Source organism: Streptomyces brasiliensis, from assembly GCF_014647875.1.
In the GTDB taxonomy this organism is placed as follows: Bacteria; Actinomycetota; Actinomycetes; order Streptomycetales; family Streptomycetaceae; genus Streptomyces; species Streptomyces brasiliensis.
The window spans coordinates 81,921-103,249 of record NZ_BMQA01000006.1 but is presented as its reverse complement, the minus strand read 5'-3'; the positions used below and the strand labels follow the sequence as shown (position 1 = coordinate 103,249).

Annotated in this window: 21 protein-coding genes; 9 read left to right on the top strand and 12 right to left on the bottom strand. The window is 69.4% G+C overall.

Annotated features, from left to right (window positions below; genetic code table 11):
* Positions 1–2 precede the first annotated feature (2 nt).
* From fabF to IEZ19_RS11595, 5 genes are all read right to left on the bottom strand, one after another.
* Positions 3–1,274: a beta-ketoacyl-ACP synthase II gene (gene fabF, locus IEZ19_RS11615; protein ID WP_189311057.1), complete on the bottom strand. Its 1,272-nt coding sequence runs from the start codon at positions 1,272–1,274 to the stop codon at positions 3–5.
* A gap of 85 nt (positions 1,275–1,359) precedes the next feature.
* Positions 1,360–1,608: an acyl carrier protein gene (locus IEZ19_RS11610; protein ID WP_007381745.1), complete on the bottom strand. Its 249-nt coding sequence runs from the start codon at positions 1,606–1,608 to the stop codon at positions 1,360–1,362.
* Between the two features lie 81 nt (positions 1,609–1,689).
* Complete coding sequence (locus IEZ19_RS11605) at positions 1,690–2,721, bottom strand: ketoacyl-ACP synthase III (RefSeq protein WP_189311056.1); 1,032 nt, start codon at positions 2,719–2,721, stop codon at positions 1,690–1,692.
* A 23-nt stretch (positions 2,722–2,744) separates the two neighbouring features.
* Positions 2,745–3,665: an ACP S-malonyltransferase gene (locus tag IEZ19_RS11600; protein ID WP_189311055.1), complete on the bottom strand. Its 921-nt coding sequence runs from the start codon at positions 3,663–3,665 to the stop codon at positions 2,745–2,747.
* 89 nt (positions 3,666–3,754) lie between these two features.
* Positions 3,755–4,960, bottom strand: a complete 1,206-nt coding sequence (locus IEZ19_RS11595) for a PucR family transcriptional regulator (RefSeq protein WP_189311054.1) — start codon at positions 4,958–4,960, stop codon at positions 3,755–3,757.
* Between the two features lie 176 nt (positions 4,961–5,136).
* Here IEZ19_RS11595 and IEZ19_RS11590 point away from each other — a divergent pair, with 176 nt between their 5' ends.
* Positions 5,137–5,796, top strand: a complete 660-nt coding sequence (locus IEZ19_RS11590; protein ID WP_189311053.1) for a pirin family protein — start codon at positions 5,137–5,139, stop codon at positions 5,794–5,796.
* A 121-nt stretch (positions 5,797–5,917) separates the two neighbouring features.
* Here the strand turns inward: IEZ19_RS11590 and IEZ19_RS11585 are convergent, their stop codons facing one another.
* Both IEZ19_RS11585 and IEZ19_RS11580 read right to left on the bottom strand, forming a co-directional pair.
* Positions 5,918–6,739, bottom strand: a complete 822-nt coding sequence (locus IEZ19_RS11585) for a serine hydrolase domain-containing protein (RefSeq protein ID WP_189311052.1) — start codon at positions 6,737–6,739, stop codon at positions 5,918–5,920.
* An 18-nt stretch (positions 6,740–6,757) separates the two neighbouring features.
* Positions 6,758–7,261, bottom strand: coding sequence for a GNAT family N-acetyltransferase (locus IEZ19_RS11580; RefSeq protein ID WP_189311051.1), 504 nt, complete (start codon positions 7,259–7,261; stop codon positions 6,758–6,760).
* A 97-nt stretch (positions 7,262–7,358) separates the two neighbouring features.
* Here IEZ19_RS11580 and IEZ19_RS11575 point away from each other — a divergent pair, with 97 nt between their 5' ends.
* Positions 7,359–7,847 (top strand): MerR family transcriptional regulator, encoded by a 489-nt coding sequence (locus IEZ19_RS11575; RefSeq protein WP_189311050.1) that lies wholly within the window; start codon positions 7,359–7,361, stop codon positions 7,845–7,847.
* On the opposite strand, the gene IEZ19_RS11570 is transcribed toward IEZ19_RS11575, so the two are convergent.
* The 3 genes from IEZ19_RS11570 to IEZ19_RS11560 all read right to left on the bottom strand — a co-directional run bounded on the left by IEZ19_RS11570 (position 7,848) and on the right by IEZ19_RS11560 (position 10,713).
* Positions 7,848–8,699, bottom strand: coding sequence for a DUF4429 domain-containing protein (locus tag IEZ19_RS11570; protein ID WP_189311049.1), 852 nt, complete (start codon positions 8,697–8,699; stop codon positions 7,848–7,850).
* Positions 8,700–8,765: 66 nt separating this feature from the next.
* Positions 8,766–9,983, bottom strand: a complete 1,218-nt coding sequence (locus IEZ19_RS11565; RefSeq protein ID WP_189311048.1) for an alpha/beta hydrolase — start codon at positions 9,981–9,983, stop codon at positions 8,766–8,768.
* A gap of 100 nt (positions 9,984–10,083) precedes the next feature.
* Positions 10,084–10,713, bottom strand: coding sequence for a TetR/AcrR family transcriptional regulator (locus tag IEZ19_RS11560; protein ID WP_189311047.1), 630 nt, complete (start codon positions 10,711–10,713; stop codon positions 10,084–10,086).
* A gap of 114 nt (positions 10,714–10,827) precedes the next feature.
* On the opposite strand from IEZ19_RS11560, the gene IEZ19_RS11555 reads away from it, so the two are divergent.
* Positions 10,828–12,447: a DHA2 family efflux MFS transporter permease subunit gene (locus IEZ19_RS11555; RefSeq protein WP_189311046.1), complete on the top strand. Its 1,620-nt coding sequence runs from the start codon at positions 10,828–10,830 to the stop codon at positions 12,445–12,447.
* Positions 12,448–12,685: 238 nt separating this feature from the next.
* Here the strand turns inward: IEZ19_RS11555 and aceE are convergent, their stop codons facing one another.
* Positions 12,686–15,433: a pyruvate dehydrogenase (acetyl-transferring), homodimeric type gene (aceE, locus tag IEZ19_RS11550; protein ID WP_189311045.1), complete on the bottom strand. Its 2,748-nt coding sequence runs from the start codon at positions 15,431–15,433 to the stop codon at positions 12,686–12,688.
* Positions 15,434–15,820: 387 nt separating this feature from the next.
* Here aceE and IEZ19_RS11545 point away from each other — a divergent pair, with 387 nt between their 5' ends.
* The 6 genes from IEZ19_RS11545 (at position 15,821) to IEZ19_RS11520 (ending at position 20,383) form a co-directional block, all read left to right on the top strand.
* Positions 15,821–16,255 (top strand): DUF3052 domain-containing protein, encoded by a 435-nt coding sequence (locus IEZ19_RS11545; RefSeq protein WP_189311044.1) that lies wholly within the window; start codon positions 15,821–15,823, stop codon positions 16,253–16,255.
* Positions 16,256–16,491: 236 nt separating this feature from the next.
* Complete coding sequence (locus IEZ19_RS11540; protein ID WP_189311043.1) at positions 16,492–16,950, top strand: peroxiredoxin; 459 nt, start codon at positions 16,492–16,494, stop codon at positions 16,948–16,950.
* 131 nt (positions 16,951–17,081) lie between these two features.
* Entirely contained in the window at positions 17,082–17,657 is a 576-nt protein-coding gene (locus IEZ19_RS11535; RefSeq protein ID WP_189311042.1) for a TerD family protein, read from the top strand.
* Between the two features lie 107 nt (positions 17,658–17,764).
* Entirely contained in the window at positions 17,765–18,340 is a 576-nt protein-coding gene (locus tag IEZ19_RS11530; protein WP_189311041.1) for a TerD family protein, read from the top strand.
* Between the two features lie 75 nt (positions 18,341–18,415).
* Entirely contained in the window at positions 18,416–19,561 is a 1,146-nt protein-coding gene (locus IEZ19_RS11525) for a DUF475 domain-containing protein (RefSeq protein ID WP_189311040.1), read from the top strand.
* Between the two features lie 87 nt (positions 19,562–19,648).
* Positions 19,649–20,383 carry a TerD family protein gene (locus IEZ19_RS11520; RefSeq protein WP_189311039.1) on the top strand — a complete coding sequence of 245 codons (735 nt, stop codon included), beginning with the start codon at positions 19,649–19,651 and terminating at the stop codon, positions 20,381–20,383.
* Positions 20,384–20,491: 108 nt separating this feature from the next.
* Here the strand turns inward: IEZ19_RS11520 and IEZ19_RS11515 are convergent, their stop codons facing one another.
* Positions 20,492–21,292: a TerD family protein gene (locus IEZ19_RS11515; protein WP_189311038.1), complete on the bottom strand. Its 801-nt coding sequence runs from the start codon at positions 21,290–21,292 to the stop codon at positions 20,492–20,494.
* Between the last annotated feature and the right edge of the window lie 37 nt (positions 21,293–21,329).

Below are 21,329 nucleotides of genomic sequence, written 5' to 3'. Positions count from 1 at the left end.
ACTCAGACCGTCCGGAAGGCCAGGACGACGTTGTGGCCGCCGAAGCCGAACGAGTCGTTCAGCGCGGCGATACGGCCCTCCACGGGCAGCTTGCGGGCCTCACCGAGGACGACGTCCGCGTTGGCCGCCGCCTCCGGGTCGAGGTTCTCCACGTTGATGGTCGGCGGAGCCACCCGGTTGTAGAGCGCGAGCACCGTCGCGACCGACTCCACACCACCGGCGCCACCGAGAAGGTGACCGGTCATCGACTTCGTCGCGGAGACCGCGATGTGGTCCGCGTCGTCGCCGAACACCTTGCGCAGCGCCTTCAGCTCGGCCACGTCACCGGCGGGCGTCGACGTGGCGTGCGCGTTGACGTGCACGATCTCCGCCGGGTCCAGGTCGGTGTTGTCGAGCAGGTTCTGCAGCGCGTGCGAGATGCCGCGCCCCTCCGGCTCCGGCTGCACGATGTCGTGGCCGTCGGCGGAGATGCCCTGGCCGACCGCCTCCGCGTACACGCGGGCACCGCGCTTCGCGGCGTGCTCGGCGGACTCCAGGACCACGACACCCGCGCCCTCGCCGAGGACGAAGCCGTCCCGGTCGACGTCGTAGGGACGCGACGCGCTCTGCGGGTTCTCGTTGTTCTTGGACATCGCCATCATGTTGCCGAACGCGGCGATCGGCAGCGGGTGGATCGCCGCCTCCGTGCCGCCCGCGACGACGACGTCGGCGCGGCCCGTGCGGATCATCTCGATGGCGTAGCCGATGGCCTCGGCGCCCGACGCGCAGGCGGAGACCGGGGTGTGCACGCCGGCGCGCGCGCCGACGAGCAGGCCGACGTTGGCCGAGGGGCCGTTCGGCATCAGCATGGGGACGGTGTGCGGGGAGACACGGCGGACGCCCTTCTCCTTCAGCACGTCGTACTGGTCGAGGAGGGTCGTCACACCGCCGATGCCGGAGGCGATGACCGTGCCGAGCCGGTCGGGGTCGACGGCATCGTCCTCACCCGCGCGGGCGGTGAAACCGGCGTCCTTCCAGGCCTCCTGAGCCGCGATCAGCGCGAACTGCGCCGAGCGGTCGAGGCGGCGGGCCTGCGGCCGCGGAATGACCTCGGTGGGTTCCACGGCGACCGGCGCCGCGATACGGACCGCCTGCTCGGCGGCCCACTCCTGCTCCAGGGGCTTGACGCCGGACTTGCCGGCGACCAGGCCCTCCCAGGTAGAGGCTGCGTCGCCACCCAGCGGTGTGGTTGCGCCGATACCGGTGACGACCACGGTGCGATTGGTCGGGCTCACGGGAATTCTTTCTCCAACGAAGTACGAGGATCAGCGGCGCCACCGCCGGGTGGCGGGGCTTGCAGCGTCAGACCCGAGGGCTGACTCAGGCCTGGTGCTTGAGGATGTAGTCGGTCGCGTCGCCGACGGTCTTGAGGTTCTTGACGTCGTCGTCCGGGATCTTGACGTCGAAACGCTCTTCGGCGGCGACGACGACCTCGACCATGGACAGCGAGTCGACGTCCAGGTCGTCGGTGAAGGACTTGTCCAGCTGGACGTCCTCAACCGGGATGCCGGCGATCTCGTTCACGATGTCGGCGAGACCGGCGACGATCTCTTCCTGAGTGGCGGCCATGTTGGCGCTCCTTCGTAGATATCCAGAGGGTGTGGCGGTGTTGCTGGACCCGTACCGGAAGCATGATCCGGCACGGAGTGCCTAGGGGAGGGTAACGACCGTAGCGGCGAAGACGAGACCCGCCCCGAAGCCGATGAGAAGCGCGGTGTCGCCGCTCTTCGCCTCGCCGGTCGCCAGGAGCCGCTCCATCGCGAGCGGGATCGAGGCGGCCGAGGTGTTGCCGGTGGTGCGGATGTCACGGGCGACCGTGACGTGTTCCGGCAGCTTGAGGGTCTTCACCATCGAGTCGATGATCCGCGCGTTGGCCTGGTGCGGGATGAAGACGTCCAGATCGTCCGGGGTGATCCCGGCCGCGTCCAGCGCCTGCTGCGCGACCTTCGCCATCTCGAACACGGCCCAGCGGAACACCGCCTGGCCCTCCTGCGTGATCGCGGGGAACTTGACGTTGCCCTCGCTGTCCAGCGGGAGGTCGGAGACGTCGCCGGTCCGGAAACGGTCCCACGGGATCGTCTGCTTGATGGTCTCGGACTTGTCGCCCTCGGAACCCCAGACCGTGGGGCCGATCGCGGGCTCCTGCGAGGGGCCGACCACGACCGCGCCGGCGCCGTCACCGAAGAGGAAGGCGGTGGCGCGGTCCTCGAGGTCGGTCAGGTCGGACAGCCGCTCGACACCGAGGACGAGGACGTACTCGGCCGAGCCCTCGACGATCATGCCCTTGGCGAGCGTGAGGCCGTAGCCGAAGCCCGCGCAGCCCGCGGAGATGTCGAAAGCGGCGGCCTTGTCCGTGCCCAGCTTGTCGGCGATCTCGGTCGCCACGGCCGGGGTCTGGCTGAAGTGCGAGACGGTCGAGACGACCACGGCGCCGATCTGCTCGGCGGAGATGCCCGCGTCCGCGATCGCCTTGCCGGCGGCCTCGATCGACATGGCCGCGACGGTCTCCTCGGGGCCCGCCCAGTGCCGGGTCTCGATGCCGGAGCGCGAACGGATCCACTCGTCGGACGAGTCGATCTTCTCGAGGATCACCTCGTTGGGCACCACCCGGGTCGGGCGGTAGCCGCCGACGCCGAGGATGCGCGCGTACGGGGCGCCCTTGCTGGGCTTGATCTTCGACATGTTCGTTCGGGCTCCTTAGGGCGTCAGGCGTGCTCGGCGATGAGCTCGCGGGCCGCGTCGAGGTCGTCGGGGGTCTTCAGGGCGAGCGTCTTGACGCCGGGCAGGGCGCGCTTGGCCAGGCCGGTCAGGGTGCCGCCGGGGCACACCTCGATCAGCGCGGTGACACCGAGGTCCTGGAAGGTCTGCATGCACAGGTCCCAGCGGACGGGGTTGGCGACCTGGCCGACGAGGCGCTCGAGCACCTCGGCGCCGGTGGCCACGGTCCGGCCGTCCTTGTTGGAGACGTAGGTGACCGTCGGGTCCGCGGGCGTGAGGTCCGCCGCGGCCTTGGCCAGCGTCTCGACCGCCGGGGCCATGTGGTGCGTGTGGAAGGCGCCGGCGACCTTGAGCGGGACGACCTTGCGGACGCCCTCGGGCTTGTCCTCGGCCAGCGTGGCGAGCTGCTCCAGCGTGCCCGCGGCGACGATCTGGCCCGCGCCGTTGATGTTCGCGGGGGTCAGACCGAGCTTCTCCAGGTGCTTGACGGACACCTCGGGGTCGCCGCCGAGCAGCGCCGACATGCCGGTCTTCGTGATCGCGGCGGCGTCGGCCATCGCGAGGCCGCGCTTTCGGACGAGGCCGAGCGCGGTGGTCTCGTCGAGGACACCGGCGAAGGCGGCGGCGGTGATCTCACCGACGCTGTGACCGGCGACGGCGCCCGGACCGAGGTCGGCAATGTCACCGAGTGTCGCGGCGGACAGGATCCCGGCCGCGACCAGCAGCGGCTGGGCCACCGCGGTGTCACGGATGGCGTCCGCGTCGGCCTGGGTGCCGTAGCGGACCAGGTCGAGACCGATGGCGTCCGACCAGCCGGCGACACGGTCGGCGGCACCGGGGAGGTCGAGCCAGGGAGTCAGGAAGCCGGGCGTCTGGGCGCCCTGGCCGGGAGCGACGAGTACGAGCACTCTCACACTCTCTCTTGGGGACGGCCACGGCCGCCCGTGGGGACAGGGACGAAGAACACGAAGGGGTTTTGTAGGCCCCCGACAAATAGTTAGGGCTGGAGATCTCCATCCACCAGACGCCCCAGGATCAGGGCGATCCGCAGCGTGAACGCGGATCGTACATCGGATGGCGACCACCCGGTGACGTCAGTCACACGTCGAAGCCGGTAGCGCACGGTGTTCGGGTGAACGAAGAGCATGCGGGCGGCGCCCTCCAGGCTGCTCGCCTGTTCCAGGTAGACGGAGAGCGTCTCCAGGAGCGCGGAACCCGCCTCCTCCAGCGGTCTGTAGATCTCCTCCACCAACTGCTCGCGCGCGCTGGGATCACCGGCGATCGCGCGCTCCGGCAGCAGATCGTCCGCCAGAACGGGCCGCGGTGCGTCCTGCCAGGCGGAACACGCCTTGAGCCCCGCCGCGGCGGCCTGCGCGGACCGGGTCGCTGCCTGCAGATCGGGTACGACGGGCCCCGCGACCACGGGTCCGGCGGCGAACGGGCCGATCAGCGACTTGGCGACGGCGAGCGGGTTGTCCCGGCCGCCCGCGATCACCACGAGCCGGTCGCCGAGCACCCCGGTGAGGACCTGGAGCTTGGCGTGCCGGGCGGCCCGGCGGATCGCCTCGACGGTCAGCTCGGAGTCACCGTCGGGAGCGGTGCCCAGCACCACGCACACATGCTCCGGCGCGTTCCAGCCGAGCGCGGCGGCCCGGCTGACGGCACCCTCGTCGGCCTCTCCGCTCAACACGGCGTTGACGACCAGGGACTCCAGCCGCGCGTCCCAGGCACCGCGTGCCTCGGCGGCCTGCGCGTACACCTGGGCGGTCGCGAAGGCGATCTCACGGGCGTACACGAGCAGTGCCTCGCGCAGCACGGCCTCGTCGCCGGGTGCGGCCACCTCGTCGATGGCCGACTCCATGACCTCGATGGTGGTGCGCACCATCTCCACGGTCTGGCGCAGCGTGATGGCCCGCGTCAGCTCCCGCGGCGCGGTCCCGAACACGTCCGTCGAGATGGCCTGCGGGGCGTCCGGGTGCCGGAACCACTCGGTGAAGGCGGCGATGCCCGCCTGGGCCACGAGCCCGATCCAGGAACGGTTCTCCGGGGGCATGGCCCGGTACCACGGCAGCGTCTCGTCCATCCGGGCGATGGCCTGCGCGGCGAGAGAACCGGACGACTTCTCCAGTCGCCTCAGCGTCGCGGAGTGGGTATGAACGTCACGCGCTGCGGGATCGGACTGACGGGATTCGGGTTCGGGCACGGGACAAGACTGCCTTATCTGGATTGCTCGGTCGCCCACGGGGCGCTCTCAGCCGGTGTCGGACCAGCGAGGGTCGGTGGGCCCTCGCCGTCGGCCGAGGAGGAGGCAGCGGGGCGCTGTCGGGCCCTTGGCGTTGTGCTGTTCGTTCGGTCACATTGTCCGGCCGGGCTACCGTTATGGGCGTGATTAACGTATGGCGCGCTGCGGAGCGGTATCCGGGAGGGGAGCCGGAGGCCGGGATCGAGTCCTGGCACGCCTTCTCCTTCGGACCGCACTACGACCCCGACAACCTCCGCTTCGGCGCAGTGATCGCCTGCAACGAGGAGCGCCTCGCCCCCGGCGCCGGTTTCGGCGAGCATCCGCACAGCCACACCGAGATCGTCACGTGGGTGGTCGAGGGCGAGTTGACCCACCGCGACTCGACGGGCCACGAGACGGTGGTACGGCCCGGTGACGTGCAGCGCCTGAGCGCCGCGGGCGGCGTACGCCACGTGGAACGCAACGACGGCGACGTCCCGCTCACCTTCGTACAGATGTGGCTGGCCCCCCTGAACCCCGGCGGCGAGCCCGCGTACGAGATCGTCCACGGCATCGCCGACTCCACGCCGTACGCGGTCCCGGAGGCCGGCGCCATGCTCCACGTACGCCGCCTGGCAGAGGACGAGCGGACGGCGGTACCCGACGCTCGGTACGTGTACGCGCACGTGGTGAGGGGCGAAGTGCGGCTGAAGGGGGAGAAACTCGGCCCCGGGGACTCGGCCCGGATCACGGACGTGAGGGATGTGGAGGCGGTGGGGCTGACGACGGCGGAACTGCTGCTGTGGGAGATGTCGTGACCCCCGCATGGCCGCGGACGGCAGCGCCGCAGTCCCGGCGCCCGCCCGGCGGCCGCATTCGACCAAGCTGCCCCGTAGCTGCGGGCAACTGAAACCCACCCCCGCCCGGCGACAGCCGGCGTCAGCCCCGCAACTCCGCCAGCACCGCGTCCGTGAACACCGGCCACGCCTCGACCGCCCACGGCCCGAACGCCCGGTCCGCCAGCGCGGCGCACGCCACTCCCGCAGCCGGGTCCACCCACAGAAACGTACCGGACTGCCCGAAGTGCCCAAAGGTCCGCGGGGACGACGAACTCCCCGTCCAGTGCGGCGACTTGGAGTCCCGGATCTCGAATCCCAGCCCCCAGTCGTTCGGGTTCTGATGCCCGTACCCCGGCAGCACACCCTTCGTCCCCGGGTACTGCACCGTCATCGCCTCGGCCACCGTCCGCGGGTCCAGCAACCGCGGCGCCTGCAACTCCGCCGCGAAGCGCAGCAGATCCGCCACTGTGGACACCCCGTCCTTCGCGGGCGACCCCGTCAGCGACGTCGACGTCATCCCCAGCGGCTCCAGCACCGCCTGTCGCAGATACTCCCCGAAGGGAATGTCCGTCGCCTTGGTGACGTGATCCCCCAACTGCTCGAACCCGGCGTTGGAGTACAGCCGCCGCTCGCCGGGGGGCGCCGTCACCCGGTGTTCGTCGAAGGCCAGGCCCGAGGTGTGGGCGAGGAGATGACGGACCGTCGCCCCGGGCGGCCCGGCCGGCTCGTCGAGTTCGACCGCCCCCTCCTCGTACGCGACGAGCACGGCGTACGCCGCGAGCGGCTTGGTGACCGAGGCCAGCGGGAAGCGGGTGTCGACCGGGCCGTGGGTCCCGAGGACCGTGCCGTCGGCCCGTACGACACCCGCCGCGGCGGTGGGCACGGGCCAGTTCTCGATCAGCGCGAGGCTCTGCAGCGACATGCCGTCGAGCCTACGGGCTCACAGCTTCAGCTCCAGCAAGGGGTCGGGCTTGGGCCGGAAGCCGAGGGAGTCGTAGAGCGGCCGGGCCTGCGCGGACGCGGTGAGCTGGACCTGGGCGGCGCCGCGCGAGCGGAACCACTCCAGCAGTTCGCCCATGCACGCGCGCGCGTACCCGCGACGGCGCGCTTCGGGATCGGTGGCGACACTGAACACGAAGCCGACCGTGCCCCGTGGGTTGGCGGACCGGCCGATCCGGTACTCGATCGTCCCGGCCACGAGTGCGGCCAGCGCCCCCGGTCGCTCGGGGTGGTCCACGACGAACGCGGCGAAGTCGCCGTCCGGTTCGCCGAGGCGCACTCGGAGACCGGGCAGGGATTCTCCGTGCCAGTCCGCCGAACGGTCACTTCCGGCTGTGTCTTCCGGAGAGACGTCCCCCGGGCCGCCCAGCGAATCGATCATCACCTGGCGCAGACGCAGCACTTCCGGCGCGTCCGCGGGCTCTGCACGTCGTACGAGACTCATGTGCCGCACGGTAGTCACCGCGCCCCGGCCCGGTCCTGCCCATTTCTTACCCGGTTCGCTTGCTTGGAGTGCACTCCAAGGCCATAGCGTGGAGGCCATGACGGTGATGCAGACCACGCCCGCGGCCACCGAGCACGACCCCAACCCCGCCGACATCTGCTCCGCCCCGCCCCGACGGCACCCCCGCCCCGACGGCCAGGACAGCTACACGATCAGCGAGGTCGTCGCCTTCACCGGGCTGACCGCCCACACCCTGCGCTGGTACGAGCGGATCGGTCTGATGCCCCACATCGACCGCTCGCACACCGGCCAGCGCCGCTACAGCAACCGTGATCTGGGTTTCCTGGACTTCGTCACCAAGCTGCGGCTGACCGGCATGCCGGTGGCCGACATGGTGCGGTACGCGGAGCTGGTACGCGAGGGCGACCACACGTTCGGGGAGCGGCAGGAGCTGCTCGAGTCCACCCGCCGGGACGTGCTGACGCGGATCGCGGAGCTGCGCGACACGCTCGCCGTGCTCGACCGCAAGATCAGCTTCTACGCGGACGGCGTGCGCGAGTACGAGCGGGAGCACGCCGGGTGCTGATCACAACTCCGCCAGCAGCTCGGCCTTCTTGACCGAGAACTCCTCGTCCGTGACCAGGCCCGCCCGGTGCAGCTCCCCGAGGTGCCGGATCCGTTCGGCGATGTCCGCCGGGTCGCGTCGGGCCGGTGCCGTCTGCATCGCTGCCACCGGGCCGCGTGCCCGGACCGCGGCCAGGACGGCCGCCGCGAAGGGCAGCGACTCGTGGACCGGGCCGTAGCCCAGTCCGAAGACGACCGCCGCCGGGTCCTGGTCGGGCTGGGCGGGCGGATCGGCGGTGGCGTCGGGGAGGAGGAGCCGCAGATGTCCCTCGAAGACCTCGGGGGAGCGCCACTCGACCCCGCTCAGCTCGGCGACCGGGAAGCTCTGGTCGCCGGCCTTCCACTTCGCCGAGGACGCGCCCGTCCAGAACCAGCGGAACTGCACGGCAGCACCGTCGAAGGTCGCCTTCGCGTCGTACGCCTTGAAGTGCAGCGGCGCCTCGGGGGCGGGGACCAGATGGTGTTCGGCAGGACCGGACTCGGTCAGCAGCCCGCGCAGCTCGTCGGCGTAGTACTCCGCGAGGGTCTCGCGTTCGGCGGGCAGGACGAGGCGGTAGGGGTCGTTGCCCTCCTTCAGCTGCCCGGCCGCAGCCTCCAGCAGCGGATCGGCGCCGGGACGGGGCTCGGCCCGCAGGACGACCGTGCCGCGCCTGCCCGGAGTGAGTGTCACGCCCTGGAGCGCGGAGAGGGGGACACGCCGTTCACCGAGGGCCTGGAACAGCTTGGGCGTTCGAATCCCCCTTTCGTAGCGGATGAGCACGGAGTCGGACTCGAACTCCCAGGCGGCATGAAATCCGGCCAGTACGTCACCCATGCGGCTCATCGTATGCGGCACGCGCTCCTCCGTCCCCTCCCCGCGCAGACCGCAGTTCCTGCGCCTCTACGCGCGTTTTGCCGCCGTCGCACCGGGCAAACCCGTCCGGCACCCGTCGTCTTCGTGAGCACAGGTGACCGAGCGGTACGCGCCAACTCCGATGTCGGCGAAGTTCCGCAGGCTGTCCGTGCCCGGCTCGAAGTAGCCGGCGTGCCCCTCGGCGTCCCGCGCGGACAGCACCCGGGCGCCGAAGCCGCTGGACACCGGGTCGGCGCCGTGGCCCAGACCGCCGACCTCCAGGTACGGCACGTCCTGCACCCAGTCGGTCGCGTCCCGCATCGCCCACACCCGGGCGCCGGTGCCCAGGTGATCGGCCTTGGCGACCCGCATACCGGGGCTGGCGGCCACCGCTATGTCGACGACCCGGCCCGGCATGCCGCGCGCGGCGACCCCGCAGACCACGGAGCCGTAGCTGTGGCAGAACATCGAGACCGGCGCCATGCCGGGCAGCGCCCGCAGCAGCGCGTTCAGCCGTACGGCGCCGTCCTCGGCACGCATCGCCGTGGCCGCGTCGACACCGAGGCCGTCGGGCGCGGTGTAGTCGGCCCAGGCGATCACGGCCGTACGCGTCGACGGGCTCGCCTTGCGCTCGGCCGCGTGGAGCGCCTCGGCCATGCCGGCCGTCGCGGAGTATTTGCGCTTGGTCTTCTGGAAGGTGAGCAGATCGGTGTCGACTCCGGGGACGACGACGGAGATCCGTTCGGCCTTCGACAGGCTGCCGAACACCTCGGCGAGCCGTCCCGAGCCCTCGGGGTCGAAGGCGAGGATGTGCCGGCCCTTGGTCAGCAGCGCCTCGTAACGGTGCATACGACGGCCCGCCAGCTGCTGGCCGGCGGGCGTGAGACGGCTGTCGTGCATGCGTTTCTTCTCGGCCTTGCGCGCGTCGTTCAGGGCGATGCGGTTGGCGCGGTAGCGCAGCTCGACCGGGGCGCCGTTCATGTTGCCGACGGCGAGCGGGAAGCGGTGCGCGAGGTCCGTGCGCTCCACGGCGGTGAGCGCGGCGAAGAAGCGGGTGAGCTCGGCGGGGGCCGCTTGCGGGTCCGGAAGCCGGTGGCCGTGCACGCTGCCCTCCTCCCACGCGGTGAGCGAGGCCTGGAGCGCGGTGGACTCCCGGTGGCTGCGCAGAGCCGTCCAGCCGGTGGTCGCGAGCATCACGAACACGACGGCCAGCGCGAGCAGCATGCGCCAGACGTTGAGTTGCGGGGAGGTGTCGAAGGAAGTCACTGGGAGGACACACTAGGAGAACGGGAGGGTCTCGCGGTAACCGAGTGACTGGTATCACGTTTCGGCGTGTGTGACGACGACCTCAGCCGTAAGGACGGGATCAGGTCGCCGGCCGCCAGTTCCCCATCAGGGCCGGTCCCACCTGGTCGAGATAGGCCGCGGTCAGCTCGCGCATCGCCGAGATGCTGAAGTCGTCCCCGGCGGACCAGCGGCGCTCGGTCACCCGGATCACCGCACCGAACACGGCCACCGCGAGGCGCGGCCGGGGGTCCTCCTCGGCGTCGACGCCCTCGCGCGCGGCCAGTACGCGCGCCAGCTCGTCCTCCGCGTCGATGGAGCGGCGCAGATGGACGGCGAGCAGCATGGGTGTCGATTCGATCACCTGGTACATCCGCAGATACAGGTCGAGCGGGACGACGGCGGCGACGCTCTCGTGCATCGTGTCCCAGCCCTCCAGCACGGCCTGGCGCAGCGCCTCCAGCGGCGTCTCGTGCGGCGGCCGTTCGCGCACGGCCTCGACGAAGTGCGCCTCCGCTATCTCCTGGAGCGCGAAGGCGGCCTCCTGCTTGCCGGGGAAGTAGCGGAAGAAGGTGCGCTGCGAGACCTCGACGGCGTCGGCGATCTCGTCGACGGTCGTCTCCTCGTACCCCTTTGTAGTGAAAAGCTCGACGGCGGCGCGTAGGAGCGCGTCCTTGGTGCGCCGCTTCTTGCGCTCGCGCAGCGTCTCCATAGGACCTCTCCTTCGAACTGTTCTCCCAGTTCAGGCTATCTGTGAGTGACGTGACAGTTACCGACTTGTGAATTGGTTTGTCAACTGTCAGGGGCTGACATTAGCGTTTGCGCTATGACTAGTCAGACCACCATCGACGCTGCGGGGGCGGGGGACCGGGCACCGGCGGCCACGGCAGACCCGGCCCCGGCGTCGGGCCTGCGCGGCCATCCGTGGCTCACCCTCATCACCGTCGCCGTAGGGGTCATGATGGTGGCCCTCGACGGCACCATCGTGGCCATCGCCAACCCGGCTATCCAGAAGGACCTCGGCGCCACGTTCGCCCAGGTGCAGTGGATCACCAACGGCTACTTCCTCGCCCTCGCGGTCTCCCTGATCACCGCTGGCAAGCTCGGTGACCGCTTCGGCCACCGGCAGACCTTCCTCATCGGCGTGACCGGCTTCGCGGCCGCCTCGGGCGCCATCGGGCTGTCCGACAGCATCGCCGCGGTCGTCACCTTCCGCGTCTTCCAGGGCCTGTTCGGCGCGCTGCTGATGCCGGCCGCGCTCGGCCTGCTGCGGGCCACCTTCCCGGCCGAGAAGCTCAACATGGCGATCGGCATCTGGGGCATGGTCATCGGCGCGTCCACCGCGGGCGGCCCGATCCTCGGCGGCGTCCTCGTCGAGCATGTCAACTGGCAGTCGGTGTTCTTCATCAACGTGCCGGTCGGTCTCATCGCCCTCGTCCTGGGCCTTCTCATCCTGCGGGACCACCGCGCCGAGAAGGCGCCGCGCTCCTTCGACGTCCTCGGCATCGCGCTGCTGTCCGGCGCGATGTTCTGCCTGGTCTGGGCGCTCATCAAGGCCCCGGCGTGGGGCTGGGGCGACGGCAGGACGTGGGCGTTCATCGCCGCGTCGGTGCTCGGCTTCGCGCTCTTCTCCTTCTGGGAGACGCGCGTCAAGGAGCCGCTGATCCCGCTGGGCCTGTTCCGCTCCGTGCCGCTCGCCGCCGGTGTGGTTCTCATGGTCCTGATGGCCATCGCCTTCCTGGGCGGCCTCTTCTTCGTCACGTTCTACCTGCAGAACGTGCACGGCATGAGCCCGATCGACGCGGGCCTGCACCTGCTGCCGCTGACCGGCATGATGATCGTCGGCTCCCCCCTCGCGGGCGCGATGATCACCAAGTTCGGCCCGCGCCTTCCGCTCGCGGGCGGCATGGCAGCGACCGCGGCCGCGATGTTCGGCATGTCGACACTTCAGACGGACACCAGCAGCGGTGTCATGTCGCTCTGGTTCGCGCTGCTGGGCCTCGGCCTCGCGCCGGTCATGGTCGGTGCCACCGAGGTCATCGTCGGCAACGCCCCGATGGAGCTGTCCGGCGTGGCCGGCGGTCTCCAGCAGGCCGCGATGCAGATCGGCGGCAGCCTCGGTACGGCCGTGCTGGGCGCGGTGATGGCCTCCAAGGTCGACGGCGACCTCCCGGGCAACTGGGCCGACGCGGGCCTTCCGAAGCTCACCCCGGCCCAACTCGACCAGGCGTCCGAGGCGGTCCAGGTGGGTGTGGCGCCGGTCGCCAAGGGCACACCGGAACAGATCGTCGAGAAGATCACGTCGGTGGCCCACGACACGTTCATCTCCGGCATGAGCCTGGCGTCGCTGGTCGCGGCCGGTGTGGCGGTGGTGGCGGTGTTCGTGGCGTTCCTGACGAAGCGCGGCGAGAACGCTTCCGCGGAGGCCGGAATGGGGCACATCTAGCTTCGGCTGTTCTTCGTCCGCTGGTCGGTGGGGACTGCTGCACTTGGGGGCTAGGCCCCCAGACCCCATCGGCCGGACGGGCCGGCTGATGCCGTGCTGCTTGCATGTGAACGACCACCACACCGCGTCACCCTGCGTCCGGGTGTTCCCGTGCGGAGCCTCGCGTTCGACGCAAGACGTAAGCGGGGGGCGGTGCCGTCAGGCACCGCCCCCCGTCAGCCGTCCAGGCCGCGCAGCGTTACGCGTCGCCCCCGGCCGCCCCCGGATGGGCCGCCGAGACGTCCAGCAACTGGTACCGGTCGATGGCCTGCTTCAGGACCGAGCGGTCGACCTTGCCCTCCCGCGCCAGCTCCGTCAGCACCGCCACCACGATCGACTCCGCGTCGATGTGGAAGAAACGGCGTGCCCCGCCCCGCGTGTCCGCGAAGCCGAAGCCGTCCGCGCCGAGCGACTGGTACGTGCCCGGCACCCACCGCGCGATCTGGTCCGGAACCGATCGCATCCAGTCGGACACGGCCACGAACGGACCCTCGGCGCCGCCGAGTTTCTGCGTCACGTACGGCACCCGCTGCTCCTCCTCGGGGTGCAGCAGGTTGTGCTCCTCGACGGCCACGGCCTCGCGCCGCAGCTCGTTCCAGGAGGTCGCCGACCAGACGTCGGCCCGTACGTTCCAGTCCTCGGCGAGGATCCGCTGCGCCTCCAGCGCCCACGGCACCGCCACGCCGGACGCCAGGATCTGCGCCGGCACCGTGCCCGCCGCGCCCGCGCTCAGCCGGTGGATGCCCTTGAGGATGCCCTCGACATCGACGTCCGCCGGTTCGGCCGGGTGCCGGATGGGCTCGTTGTAGACGGTGAGGTAGTAGAAAACGTCCTCGCCGTGCGGGTGTTCGGCGTCGCCGCCGTACATCCGGCGAAGACCGTCCTGGACGATGTGCGCGATCTCGTACGCGTACGCCGGGTCGTACGCCACGCACGCCGGGTTCGTCGAGGCGAGCAGCTGGGAGTGGCCGTCCGCGTGCTGGAGGCCCTCACCGGTCAGCGTCGTACGGCCCGCGGTCGCGCCCAGGAGGAAACCGCGCGCCAACTGGTCGGCCATCTGCCAGAACTGGTCGCCGGTGCGCTGGAAACCGAACATCGAGTAGAAGACGTACACCGGGATGAGCGGCTCGCCGTGCGTCGCGTAGGCCGAGCCCGCCGCGATCAGCGAGGCCGTGCAGCCCGCCTCCGAGATGCCGTCGTGCAGCATCTGGCCGGTCGGCGACTCCTTGTAGGCGAGCAGCAGATCGCGGTCCACCGACTCGTACTGCTGCCCGAGCGGATTGTAGATCTTCGCACTCGGGAAGAACGAGTCCATGCCGAACGTGCGGTACTCGTCCGGTGCGATCAGGACGAAGCGGCGGCCGATCTCCTTGTCCCGCATGAGATCTTTCAACAGTCGTACGAACGCCATCGTCGTCGCGATGGACTGCTGGCCGGTGCCCTTCTTCACGGTCGCGTACGTCTTGTCGTCCGGCAGCGGCAACGGCCGGGAGCGCACGACGCGGGTCGGGACGTAACCGCCGAGACCCTTGCGCCGGTCGTGCATGTACTGGATCTCCTCCGAGCCGCGGCCCGGGTGGTAGTACGGCGGCAGGCCGGACTCCAGCTCCTGGTCGGAGATCGGCAGGTGCAGGCGGTCGCGGAAGCCCTTGAGGTCGGCGACCGTCAGCTTCTTCATCTGGTGCGTGGCGTTGCGGCCCTCGAAGTTGGGGCCCAGCGTCCAGCCCTTGATCGTCTTGGCGAGGATCACCGTCGGCTGGCCCTTGTGCGCCTTGGCCGCCGAGAACGCCGCGAAGATCTTCCGGTGGTCGTGACCGCCGCGGCCCAGGTGCAGGATCTGGTCGTCGGTCATGTTCTCGACCATCGCGCGCAGCCGGTGGTCGTCCCCGAAGAAGTGCCGGCGGATGTACGCGCCCGACTCGGTGGCGTACGTCTGGAACTGGCCGTCCGGCGTGGTGTTCATCCTGTTGACCAGCACGCCGTCGCGGTCCTGGGCGAGCAGCGGGTCCCAGGTGCGGTCCCAGACCAGCTTGATGACGTTCCAGCCGGCGCCCCGGAAGACCGACTCCAGTTCCTGGATGATCTTCCCGTTGCCGCGCACCGGACCGTCCAGGCGCTGCAGGTTGCAGTTGACGACGAAGGTCAGGTTGTCGAGGCCCTCGCGCGCCGCGATGGACAGCTGGCCCAGCGACTCCGGCTCGTCCATCTCGCCGTCACCGAGGAACGCCCACACGTGCGACTTGGACGTGTCGGCGATGCCGCGCGCCTCCATGTAGCGGTTCATCCGCGCCTGGTAGATCGCGGCGAGGGGACCGAGGCCCATGGAGACCGTCGGGAACTCCCAGAAGTCCGGCATCGAGCGCGGGTGCGGATAGCTGGACAGCCCGTTCGGGTACTTCGACTTCTCCTGGCGGAAGCCGTCCAGCTGGGCCTCGCTGAGCCGGTCGAGGAGGAACGCGCGCGCGTAGATGCCCGGGGAGGCGTGGCCCTGGAAGAAGACCTGGTCGCCGCCGTCGCCCTCGTCCTTGCCGCGGAAGAAGTGGTTGAAGCCCACGTCGTAGAGAGAGGCCGAGGAGGCGAAGGTGGCGATGTGGCCGCCGACGCCGATGCCCGGGCGCTGAGCGCGCGAGACCATCACGGCCGCGTTCCAGCGGGTCGCGTTGAGGATCTTGCGCTCGATCTCCTCGTTGCCGGGGAAGAAGGGCTCGTCCTTGGTGGCGATCGTGTTGACGTAGTCCGTGCTGCGCATCTCGGGCACGGCCACGCGCTTCTCACGTGCCCGCTCGATCAGGCGGAGCATCAGATAGCGGGCCCGCTCCCGGCCACGCTCGTCCACGGCGGCGTCCAGGGAGTCGAGCCACTCCTGGGTCTCCTCGGGATCGAAGTCAGGAACCTGACTCGGAAGGCCGCCAATGATGATCGGGTTGCGATCGGATCCGGAAGCCACGCTGTTCCTTACCTGTCAGAGGGCTGCTTGTGTCGCGATTTCCGCTGTCATCATCTGTGTCTGCACCGTTCCCCATCGTGTACCTCGGGGCGGCTCACGTCATCTCTACCGCGAGGTAACCGAGAAGTCCGTACGGTTTCCCTCGAGTCTCTCTCCGGCCCGCCCGACGAGAACACGGTGCAAAAGGGACGTAAGGGTGTGATGTGGGCTGCGCCCGCTCGGGGTACGGTGCCAGGAGTTGGGGCGACACGGCCCGGATCGTCACCGTTTCGGCGGTCTGAACCGCCGGGTACTTGCGCGATCCGCCCCGCCCGTGTGGACTACGGCCAATGCTTCGCGCACGCGCGTGGCTGAGTTATTCACCAAGACATGATCAGGAGGCAACCCGTGAGCGCGACCGCGGACCACGCGGAGGAGCGGACGAGCCCTGCCGTCAGGCTGGGGTTCCAGCCCGAGCAGGTGGTCCAGGAGATCGGCTTCGACGACGACGTCGACCAGGAGCTCCGCGAGTCCATCGAGGAAGTCATCGGCAGCGACCTGGTCGACGAGGACTACGACGACGTGGCCGACGCCGTGGTGCTGTGGTTCCGCGACGACGACGGCGACCTGACGGATGTGCTGGTGGACGCCACCACGTACATCGAAGAGGGCGGGTCGATCCTGCTGCTGACGCCGAAGACCGGCCGTGACGGCTACGTGGAGCCGAGCGACATCTCGGAAGCCGCGACGACGGCGGGGCTGTCGGCCTCCAAGAGCGTCAGCGTCGGCAAGGACTGGAGCGGCTCCCGTCTGGTGACGCCGAAGGCCGCGAAGAAGCGCTGACCGGTTCCGAAGGGTGACCGTCGGCTGCGGTGACCGTCCCTGGGGGCTGCGCTCCCAGACCCCCGCATCGGCCTGACGGCCTCGTCCTCGAACGCCGGACGGGCTGGTATTCGCCGGGCTGGGCCTCAGGGCTCAGCCCGGCCCCCATATGCCATGCGCCTGCCGCCACACGGTGCGCGCCTGCCGCTGCGTAGGGTGGTCTCACCCGAACAGCCCCTCCGAAGGGATGCAGGACGATGGCGATCCAGGTCGGCGACACGGCGCCCGATTTCGAACTCAAGGACAACCACGGCCGCACCGTGAAGCTCTCCGACTTCCGCGGCGACAAGAACGTGGTGCTGCTCTTCTACCCCTTTGCCTTCACCGGCGTGTGCACCGGTGAGCTGTGCGAGCTGCGCGACAATCTGCCGACGTTCGTCAACGACGGCACCCAGCTGCTCGCCGTCTCCAACGACTCCGTCCCCACCCTGCGCGTCTTCGCCGAGCAGGAGGGCTTCGAGTACCCGCTGCTGAGCGATTTCTGGCCGCACGGCAACACTTCGCGCGCGTACGGCGTCTTCGCCGAGGACAAGGGTTGTGCCGTCCGCGGGACCTTCATCATCGACAAGGAGGGGGTCGTGCGGTGGACCGTGGTCAACGATCTGCCGGACGCCCGTGACCTGAACGAGTACGTGAAGGCGCTCGACACCCTCTGAACCCGAGACACCTGTGATCGTTCGGGTCCACGGCCTGCGAGGGGCGGGAACCCGTCACTAGGATCGAATCGTTGATCCGGTATCCGACGTACGACGGGGCTCCCCGCCCCTGGACACCACATGGAGGACTCGTGGGAGTCAGCCTCAGCAAGGGCGGCAACGTATCGCTGACGAAGGAGGCCCCGGGCCTGACCGCCGTCATCGTCGGTCTGGGGTGGGACGTCCGCACCACGACCGGCACGGACTTCGACCTCGACGCCAGCGCACTGCTGCTGAACGCGGCCGGCAAGGTCGCCAGCGACCAGAACTTCGTCTTCTTCAACAACCTCAAGAGCCCCGACGGCTCGGTCGAGCACACCGGTGACAACCTCACCGGTGAGGGCGAGGGGGACGACGAACAGATCAAGGTCAACCTGGCCGGGGTCCCGGCCGATGTCGACAAGATCGTCTTCCCCGTGTCGATCTACGACGCAGAGAACCGCCAGCAGTCCTTCGGCCAGGTGCGCAACGCGTTCATCCGCGTCGTCAACCAGGCCGGCGGACAGGAGATCGCGCGGTACGACCTCAGCGAGGACGCCTCCACCGAGACCGCGATGGTCTTCGGTGAGCTCTACCGCAACGGCGCGGAGTGGAAGTTCCGCGCCATCGGCCAGGGCTACGCCTCGGGCCTGCGCGGCATCGCGCAGGACTTCGGTGTCAACGTCTGATGTCGGCAACGTAGACGCGACCACCCCGTCCGGCGCCGCGCCGTTTACGCGCGGCGCCGGACGCACAGGACAACCGAAGAAGCACCACCAAGGGGAGGACCATCACCATGGGCGTCACGCTCGCCAAGGGAGGCAATGTCTCCCTCTCCAAGGCCGCACCGAATCTCACGAATGTCCTGGTAGGACTCGGGTGGGACGCGCGCTCGACCACCGGCGCCCCCTTCGACCTGGACGCCAGCGCGCTGCTGTGCCAGGGCGGGCGCGTGCTGGGCGACGAGTGGTTCGTGTTCTACAACCAGCTCAAGAGCCCCGACGGCTCGGTGGAGCACACCGGTGACAACCTCACCGGTGAGGGCGAGGGCGACGACGAGAGCATCCTGGTCGACCTGCCGAAGGTGCCCGAGACCTGCGACAAGATCATCTTCCCGGTCTCGATCCACATGGCGGACGAGCGCGGCCAGACCTTCGGGCAGGTCTCCAACGCCTTCATCCGGGTCGTCAACCAGGCCGACGGCCAGGAGCTCGCGCGCTACGACCTCAGTGAGGACGCCTCCACCGAGACGGCCATGATCTTCGGCGAGCTCTATCGCTACCAGGGCGAATGGAAGTTCCGGGCTGTGGGACAGGGGTACGCGTCGGGTCTGCGGGGCATCGCTCTAGACTTCGGAGTCAACGTTTCGTAAAGCCGAGCACGGCGTGGGGGAGAGACCCTCCCCCAAGCTCCGCTTGGGGGGACCCCATACAGGATTGGGTAGCCAGTGCTTCTGAAAACCTTCGGCTGGTCGTTCGCGATTACCGCGCTGGGCCTGGTCGCTGCGGTCTTCTACGGGGGGTGGACCGCGTTCGGCATCGTGGCGATCCTGTCCATCCTCGAGATCTCGCTGTCGTTCGACAACGCGGTGGTCAACGCCGGAATCCTGAAGAAGATGAGCGCCTTCTGGCAGAAGATCTTCCTCACGGTCGGTGTGCTCATCGCGGTCTTCGGCATGCGCCTCGTCTTCCCCGTCGCGATCGTCGCGATCAGCGCCAAGCTGGGCCCCATCGAGGCCGTCAACCTCGCGCTGAACAACAAGGACCGCTACCAGGAACTGGTCACCGACGCCCACCCGGCGATCGCCGCGTTCGGTGGCATGTTCCTGCTGATGATCTTCCTCGACTTCATCTTCGAGGACCGGGACATCCAGTGGCTGCGCTGGATCGAGCGTCCGCTGGCCAAGCTCGGCAAGGTCGACATGCTGTCGGTCTGCATCTCCCTGATCGTCCTGCTGATCACCTCCTTCACGTTCGCGACCCACGCCCACCAGCACGGCGGCGCGCACGTCGACAAGACACAGACGGTCCTGATCGCCGGCGTCGCCGGCCTGATCACATACATGATCGTCGGCGGTCTCTCCAGCTTCTTCGAGGACCGGCTCGAAGCCGAGGAGGAACGCGAGCACGAGGAGGAGGAAGAGGCCGCCCGCACCGGCAAGAAGAAGCCGGCCGTCGTCCTCGCCGGCCAGGCCGCCTTCTTCATGTTCCTCTACCTCGAGGTGCTGGACGCGTCCTTCTCCTTCGACGGTGTGATCGGCGCGTTCGCCATCACCAACGACATCGTCCTGATGGCGCTCGGCCTCGGCATCGGTGCGATGTACGTCCGGTCGCTGACCGTGTACCTGGTCCGCCAGGGCACACTCGACGACTACGTGTACCTGGAGCACGGCGCCCACTACGCGATCGGCGCCCTGGCCGTGATCCTCATGGTCACCATCCAGCACGAGATCAACGAGGTCATCACCGGCCTGGTCGGCGTCGTCCTGATCGCCTGGTCCTTCTGGTCCTCGGTGCGCCGCAACCGCGCACTGGCGGCGGCCGAGGGCAACGCGGGCTCGGACGAGAAGGCCGAGGTCTCCACCGGGGTGTGACAGCCCGGTGGGTGAGGAACGCTCTGTGCGGGGCGGCCGGCGCGGTCGGCCGCCCCGCAGTGCTGACATCCGTGTGTGGGGGCGGGAATGGGTTTCTTCGACGGACTGCTGGGCGGACGCGCGGCCGAGTTCGACTCGGGCAACGCCGCGACCAACTCCATCCAGCTCACCAGGCGGCACCAGCAGGTGTCCCTCACCAAGCAGGACGCGGCCACCGGGCATCTGCGCATCAACCTGACCTGGCGGATGCGCACGTCCGACATCGGCGGCGTCGAGCGGACCAGCCTCTTCCGGCACCCCTTCAAGGCACTCAAGCCCCCGGAGGTTCTCGGCCACGGGCAGAGCATGGTCAACGTCGACCTCGACCTGGGGTGCCTCTACGAACTCGCGGACGGCACGAAGGGCGTCGTACAGCCGCTCGGCGGCTACCTCGGCGACGTGAACTCACCGCCGTACGTCAAGCTCAGCGGTGACGACCGCTTCGGCTCGGCCTCCGGCGAGACGATCTACGTCAACCTCGACCACCGCGACGCCATAAAACGCCTGCTGGTGTTCGTGTACATCTACGACCAGACCCCGGCCTTCGACCGCACCCACGCGATCGTCACGCTCTATCCGAGCAACGGGCCACGCATCGAGATAGGCCTGGACGAACGCCACCCCCAGGCCCGCTCGTGCGCGGTGGTCCTGATCGAGAACGTCAAGGGCGAACTGACGGTCCGCCGAGAGGTGAAGTTCGTCTACGGCTTCCAGGGCGAACTGGACCGCCTGTACGGCTGGGGCCTGCAGTGGGGCCGGGGCTACAAGTCCAAGGTCGACTGAAATGCCCCTGGAAGGGGGCGCGGGGCTGTATCGATATGCGGCTCCGCCGCGTGGGCACGAGAAACCACGAACAACCGGCGCTCGCGCAAGCACCACACCCCCGAGCTGTCAGGCGCCCCGCCCGATGAACTGCGGCCCCTGCGGCGGCAGCCGGAACTCAGGATCCTGCACGGCAGTGACCGGCGGCGGATACCCGTACCCCGACTGAGCCTGCGGATACCCGTACGCAGGCTGAGCGGCAACCGCCGTGGGCGCCGCCCGGGGATACCCGTACGCCGGCTGCGTGGGAACCGCAGCCACCGGGGCCTCAGGAGGCAACGGCTGCGAAACCTCCGGCAGAGCCGCCGCAGGCTCCGTAGCAGACTCACCCTCGTCCACCGAGATCCCGAAGTCGGTCGCCAGCCCCTTCAGCCCGTCCGAGTAACCCTCGCCCAGCGCCCGGAACTTCCACCCCTCCCCCCGCCGGTACAGCTCACCGCAGATCAGGGCGGTCTCCGCCCCCGTCTCCGGCTGGATGTCGAAGTGGGCCAGCGGATCACCGTCCGCGGTCGTCGCGTCGTACAGCACGATGCGCAGAGCGCTTACGCGGTCGAACGTGATGCCGTCCGCCGAAGCGACCAGCAGAATCCGGCTGACATCGGTCTCGACACCGTTCAGATCTGTCTGGATGGTGTCGGTCAGGCCCTCGGCGAGACGCTTCTTGCCGAGCCGCCAGACCTTCCCGGAGGGGTGCCGGGGCTGGTTGTAGAAGACGAAGTCCTCGTCGGATCGCACACGACCGTCGGGGCCGAGGAGCAGCGCCGAGGCGTCGACGTCCGGGACCCCCTGCCCGGGTGTCCAGCGCAGCACGGCGCGGACCGTGGTGACTTCGAGCGGGACGTTCGACCCCTTCAGCATCGCGTGCGTCATGCGGTCATCCTGCCTTCTCGGTCCTGATCACGACAAT

Bases quoted from the DNA above. Each gene is read 5' to 3' on its own strand.
- IEZ19_RS11610 (WP_007381745.1), bottom strand. From the start codon at position 1,608: ATGGCCGCCACTCAGGAAGAGATCGTCGCCGGTCTCGCCGACATCGTG.
- IEZ19_RS11605 (WP_189311056.1), bottom strand. From the start codon at position 2,721: ATGTCGAAGATCAAGCCCAGCAAGGGCGCCCCGTACGCGCGCATCCTC.
- IEZ19_RS11590 (WP_189311053.1), top strand. From the start codon at position 5,137: ATGGGCGTGATTAACGTATGGCGCGCTGCGGAGCGGTATCCGGGAGGG.
- IEZ19_RS11585 (WP_189311052.1), bottom strand. From the start codon at position 6,739: ATGTCGCTGCAGAGCCTCGCGCTGATCGAGAACTGGCCCGTGCCCACC.
- IEZ19_RS11580 (WP_189311051.1), bottom strand. From the start codon at position 7,261: ATGAGTCTCGTACGACGTGCAGAGCCCGCGGACGCGCCGGAAGTGCTG.
- IEZ19_RS11575 (WP_189311050.1), top strand. From the start codon at position 7,359: ATGACGGTGATGCAGACCACGCCCGCGGCCACCGAGCACGACCCCAAC.
- IEZ19_RS11570 (WP_189311049.1), bottom strand. From the start codon at position 8,699: ATGGGTGACGTACTGGCCGGATTTCATGCCGCCTGGGAGTTCGAGTCC.
- IEZ19_RS11560 (WP_189311047.1), bottom strand. From the start codon at position 10,713: ATGGAGACGCTGCGCGAGCGCAAGAAGCGGCGCACCAAGGACGCGCTC.
- IEZ19_RS11555 (WP_189311046.1), top strand. From the start codon at position 10,828: ATGACTAGTCAGACCACCATCGACGCTGCGGGGGCGGGGGACCGGGCA.
- IEZ19_RS11540 (WP_189311043.1), top strand. From the start codon at position 16,492: ATGGCGATCCAGGTCGGCGACACGGCGCCCGATTTCGAACTCAAGGAC.
- IEZ19_RS11530 (WP_189311041.1), top strand. From the start codon at position 17,765: ATGGGCGTCACGCTCGCCAAGGGAGGCAATGTCTCCCTCTCCAAGGCC.
- IEZ19_RS11520 (WP_189311039.1), top strand. From the start codon at position 19,649: ATGGGTTTCTTCGACGGACTGCTGGGCGGACGCGCGGCCGAGTTCGAC.
- IEZ19_RS11515 (WP_189311038.1), bottom strand. From the start codon at position 21,292: ATGACGCACGCGATGCTGAAGGGGTCGAACGTCCCGCTCGAAGTCACC.